5 protein-coding genes are annotated in these 4,676 nt (G+C 69.8%); 3 read left to right on the top strand and 2 right to left on the bottom strand.

Annotated elements, in window-relative coordinates; translation table 11 throughout:
• Positions 1-366 precede the first annotated feature (366 nt).
• The 3 genes from CCN72_RS41655 (at position 367) to CCN72_RS09030 (ending at position 1,478) form a co-directional block, all read left to right on the top strand.
• Positions 367-453 (top strand): putative leader peptide, encoded by an 87-nt coding sequence (locus tag CCN72_RS41655; RefSeq protein WP_313960178.1) that lies wholly within the window; start codon positions 367-369, stop codon positions 451-453.
• A 63-nt stretch (positions 454-516) separates the two neighbouring features.
• Positions 517-1,068: a cupin domain-containing protein gene (locus tag CCN72_RS09035; protein WP_086807057.1), complete on the top strand. Its 552-nt coding sequence runs from the start codon at positions 517-519 to the stop codon at positions 1,066-1,068.
• Positions 1,065-1,478 (top strand): rhodanese-like domain-containing protein, encoded by a 414-nt coding sequence (locus tag CCN72_RS09030; protein WP_244174164.1) that lies wholly within the window; start codon positions 1,065-1,067, stop codon positions 1,476-1,478. The genes CCN72_RS09035 and CCN72_RS09030 overlap by 4 nt, the downstream gene beginning before the upstream one ends.
• A 91-nt stretch (positions 1,479-1,569) precedes the next feature.
• Here the strand turns inward: CCN72_RS09030 and recX are convergent, their stop codons facing one another.
• Together recX and recA are read right to left on the bottom strand one after the other, a co-directional pair.
• On the bottom strand, positions 1,570-2,394 hold the full coding sequence (recX, locus tag CCN72_RS09025) for a recombination regulator RecX (protein WP_086807056.1): 825 nt from the start codon (positions 2,392-2,394) through the stop codon (positions 1,570-1,572).
• 2 nt (positions 2,395-2,396) lie between these two features.
• Positions 2,397-3,530, bottom strand: a complete 1,134-nt coding sequence (recA, locus tag CCN72_RS09020) for a recombinase RecA (protein WP_086807055.1) — start codon at positions 3,528-3,530, stop codon at positions 2,397-2,399.
• Positions 3,531-4,676 lie beyond the last annotated feature (1,146 nt).

Here is a 4,676-nt window from a genome sequence, read left to right as displayed (position 1 = left end):
AGATGTGTATAAGGGGCAGCTCGTGAGGTGGGTGCGGTTCGTGCGCGCGGGGCTCGTGAGGGCGGGCGCGTTTCGAGGTGTTGAGGTGTTGAGGCTCAGCTCGGGGGGCGTTGACCAGGGCCGGCCGGCCCGAGGCGCGTTGCCGTTGCCAGTTGCCGTTGCCATTGCCATTGCCATTGCACAAGGGGACCGGCCCGGAGCGCGCAGGGGACGCGCACTCGGGGCGTGCACCACCCCTGAGCCCCACTCGCTCCGCTCCCCCTCGCTCCCCTGTCACTCCCCCGCACGCTCCCGCGCGCCGTCACCCTCCGTCCACATCGTGACCGTCTGTTGACCGCCTTTTCGCCGGCGTGCTGTACTCCCGTCGTGACCGACACCTGTGTGCGCCTGTGGCGGAGGGTCCATATGGACCTCGTCCGCTATGCGGGCTGTGTGTGTCGGCCGTCCTGCTGAATTCGCATCCCCTTTTTCTCCGGGCGCCGCCGTGCGCCCGTTCCGCGAACCCTCTTCAGGACGGTGCACGTGTCCCTCTCGTCCCCCTCGACGTCTCCTTCGGCGTCCCCCGCCACCGGCTCCGCGCCGACCCAGGCGGACCTCCTCGCATTCGTACGGCGCACGGCGGCCGACGCCGGGCTGCTCGCCTCGCTCCCGCTGGATCCGGAAGGCCGCACCTGGGTACGGCTGGAGGGCCCCGGTGGCAGCGAGGCCTGGCTGATCGGCTGGCCGCCCGGTACCGGCACCGGATGGCACGACCACGCCGAGTCCGTCGGCGCCTTCCTCACCGCCTCCGGCGAGCTGAAGGAGAACTCGCTCGCCGCCCGGCTGCCCACCGACGGCTGGAAGACCCTGGAACTCACCGAGGACGTGGACCGCGAGCGCCTGCTGCCCGCAGGACAGGGCCGCGTCTTCGGCCGCCACCATGTGCACGAGGTCCTCAACGAGTCCCCCGACCTACACGCGATCTCCGTCCACGCCTACTACCCGCCGCTCCCCCGCATCCGTCGCTACAGTCGCTCGGGCCAGGTGCTGCGCCTGGAGCAGGTCGAACGCCCGGAGGACTGGCAGTGAGCGCCGCCCCACACCAAAACCCGGTCGGCATCGACGAGTTGCTGGAGCGGGTCCGCGCCGGCTACCGGCGCGTCGAAGCGCGGGAGGCGTACGACACGGCGCGCACCGGTGAGGCCCTGCTGGTCGACATCCGGTACGCGGCCCTGCGTGAGCGGGACGGGCTGATCCCTGGTGCCGTCGTCGTCGAGCGCAACGAGCTGGAGTGGCGCCTGGACCCCCGGGGCAGCCACCGCCTTCCCGAGGCCACCGGGCACGATCTGCGCATCGTGCTGATCTGCAACGAGGGCTACGCCTCCTCCCTCGCCGCCGCCTCCCTCCACCAACTCGGCCTGCACCGGGCCACCGACCTGGTCGGCGGCTTCCAGTCCTGGCGCTCGGCCGGCCTGCCGGTGACCCCGCCGGGAGCCTGACCGCGCGCTCGCGGATCCGGGGGTACCGGCACGTTACGGCGACCCGTTGTCCTGAACCGGGGCAATCCCCCCGATGTACCGTCAGAAGCCGTCAGAAGCCGGACTCCCCAAGAAAGTCCCCGGCCCCGTCCTCGCCCTCCTCCTCCAGCGCCCGGCGGACGACGCGCAGGGACATTCCCTCGGGATAGCTCTTGCGGGCGAGCATGCCGGCGAGGCGGCGGATGCGTTTGTCGCGGTCGAGGCCCCGGGTGGCGCGCAGCTTGCGGGCGACGAGTTCCCGGGCGGTCTCCTCCTCCTGGTCGGAGTCGAGTTGTCCGACGGCCTCCTCGATCAGCGTCGAGTCGACCCCCTTGGTACGCAGCTCCCGGGCGAGGGCCCGCCGGGCCAGCCCCCGGCCATGGTGCCGGGACTCCACCCAGGCGTCCGCGAACGCGCCGTCGTCGATCAGTCCGACCTCCTCGAACCGCGACAGCACCTCCTCGGCCACGTCCTCGGGGATCTCCCGCTTGCGCAGGGCGTCCGCGAGCTGCTTGCGGGTGCGTGGGGTCCCGGTGAGCAGGCGCAGGCAGATCGCCCGTGCCCGCTCAGCCGGGTCCCCCGAAGGCTCCCCCCGCTCGGCTCTCGACGGGGAGGGAGCGCCTTCGTCCTCACCGGCGCCGGACGGCTGCTCCCCGAAGCCGCGCCGTCGACGGCCCCGCCTCCGGCCGTCCCGGGAGCCGGGACTGATCGAGCCGCCCCCGTACGGCTCACCGCTCCCGTCGCCCGGCAGGGCACCGTCCCCGTATGCGTCGTCTCCACCGGCCGCGTACGCGTCGTCACCTCCCGGGGCATACGCCGGGTGCTCCCCGGTGCCCCTCCCCCGTGAGGCACCGGGGGTGGCGTACTCGTACTCGGACCAGTCGGTTCGTCGTGTCACGGTCAGCTCTTGGCAGCGGCGGCCTTGGGCTTGGTGGCCTTGGCGGCGGGGGCGGCGGCCGTCTTGGCGCTGTCCTCGGCCGGGGCGGCACCCGCGGCACCCGCGGCGTCCGCAGCGGGCTCGGCCGACGGCTCCTCCGGCCGGACACCCACGCCCAGCTTCTCCTTGATCTTCTTCTCGATCTCGTTGGCCAGGTCGGGGTTGTCCTTGAGGAAGTTGCGCGCGTTCTCCTTGCCCTGGCCGAGCTGGTCGCCCTCGTACGTGTACCAGGCGCCGGCCTTGCGGACGAAGCCGTGCTCCACGCCCATGTCGATCAGACCGCCCTCGCGGCTGATGCCCTGGCCGTAGAGGATGTCGAACTCGGCCTGCTTGAAGGGGGGCGCGACCTTGTTCTTGACGACCTTGCAGCGGGTGCGGTTGCCGACCGCCTCGGTGCCGTCCTTCAGGGTCTCGATGCGGCGGATGTCGATACGCACCGAGGCGTAGAACTTCAGCGCCCGGCCACCGGTCGTGGTCTCCGGGGAGCCGAACATGACGCCGATCTTCTCGCGGAGCTGGTTGATGAAGATGGCGGTGGTCTTGGACTGGTTGAGCGCGCTGGTGATCTTCCGCAGCGCCTGGCTCATCAGACGGGCCTGGAGACCGACGTGGCTGTCACCCATCTCGCCCTCGATCTCCGCGCGCGGCACGAGCGCGGCGACGGAGTCGATGACGATCAGGTCGAGCGCGCCGGAGCGGACCAGCATGTCCACGATCTCCAGCGCCTGCTCGCCGTTGTCCGGCTGCGACAGGATCAGGTTGTCGATGTCGACGCCCAGCTTGCGCGCGTACTCGGGGTCGAGGGCGTGCTCGGCGTCCACGAACGCAACCTGGCCGCCGGCCTTCTGCGCGTTCGCCACGGCGTGCAGTGTCAGGGTCGTCTTACCGGAGGACTCCGGTCCATAGATCTCCACGACACGGCCGCGCGGCAGGCCGCCGACGCCGAGAGCCACGTCGAGCGCGGTCGAGCCGGTCGGGATGACCTCGATGGGCTCCCTCGACCGCTCGCCCATGCGCATGACCGCGCCCTTGCCGAATTGTCGTTCAATCTGTGCGAGCGCGGCGTCGAGCGCCTTCTCGCGGTCGGTTCCTGCCATGGGTTCCACCCGGTTTGCTTGAGTCGATCGCTTCACGTCAAAGACGCTAACGCCTGCCACTGACAATGCGCCCCGACGCCGGCCCGGCCTGTGGATAACCAGGGTGCATATCCACCCAAGCCATGACCAAATCCCCGGTCCACAACCCCGCCGGAGCCTTCATAAGAATGGATGTTCGATTTTCGTGTCAAGCGACACCCCGAGCGATGCCGGTACCGCGATGACGCCTCCACGCACTCGACCGTGACCGCAGCTATGTCGATCAGCGGTCGAGCGGAGCGGAGGAAGGCTTGGGCGGAGGGCGAGGTGATCCGCGTGACCTGGTTTCCGCTGAGGCCCCTCCAGACCTGCACAGCCAACGCGGTGCGCCCTTGCCCCTTCGGGCGTTCCGCCTGATCTGGCGGATGATGTCGAAGCTTCGACGACGGAGCGCCTCGCACCCCGTGACGGTGGACAAGACAGCCATCGCTTTCATCCGCCCGAAGTCTGACCTGAGCCTGGTCACGAGGACCCGCCAACGCCGCCGCGCGCGGGCCACCGCCTCCGGGGCGCGAGGAAGACGCCGACAAGCACGCCCGGGTTCTTCCAAGTAGCAGCAGAAAGGCACCGCCGGTATCGAGAACCGATGTGGCACCCGCCGTCCCCTTCCGAAGAGTACGAACGGGTGCGCCTGCCGGTCCTGCTCCCTTGGGCAAGCCCACCTTGCCGGCTACGCGACCGGGAAGGCCAGCGACCCCCTCGGCTCCGTACGGGCACGGGCATCGTTCCGGCGATACAGCAGCCCACTACCCGCAGTCGCGACCGCGGGGGAACAGGGCCACCTTCTACCCCAGAAGCGGCTCGGGAACCCTTCCGGACAAGACAGCAGATGCGCCTGTTTATAAGCACTTCTTTGGGCACCAGCGTTCCGGGGCTCCGCTGACATACCAAGTTGATCTGGCTCCACCGGTATGACAAGGCAGTTCACGCCAGAGCCAGAAGAGGCTGTGCATCGCATCTTGCGGCGTGATCGGATAGGGGACGACTTCGTCCTGGGCGCCGAAAGTCACCCCTGTCGGGCCACGTCAGAGGAGCTGGAGCACCTCGGCCAGCGCGCCGGGACGCTGGTCAACGGGCAAGGGGTCGACTAGGTTCTGTCTCTTTGGT

Source organism: Streptomyces murinus, from assembly GCF_002154555.1.
Taxonomy (GTDB): domain Bacteria; phylum Actinomycetota; class Actinomycetes; order Streptomycetales; family Streptomycetaceae; genus Streptomyces; species Streptomyces murinus.
This window is presented reverse-complemented; position numbering and strand designations above follow the sequence as displayed.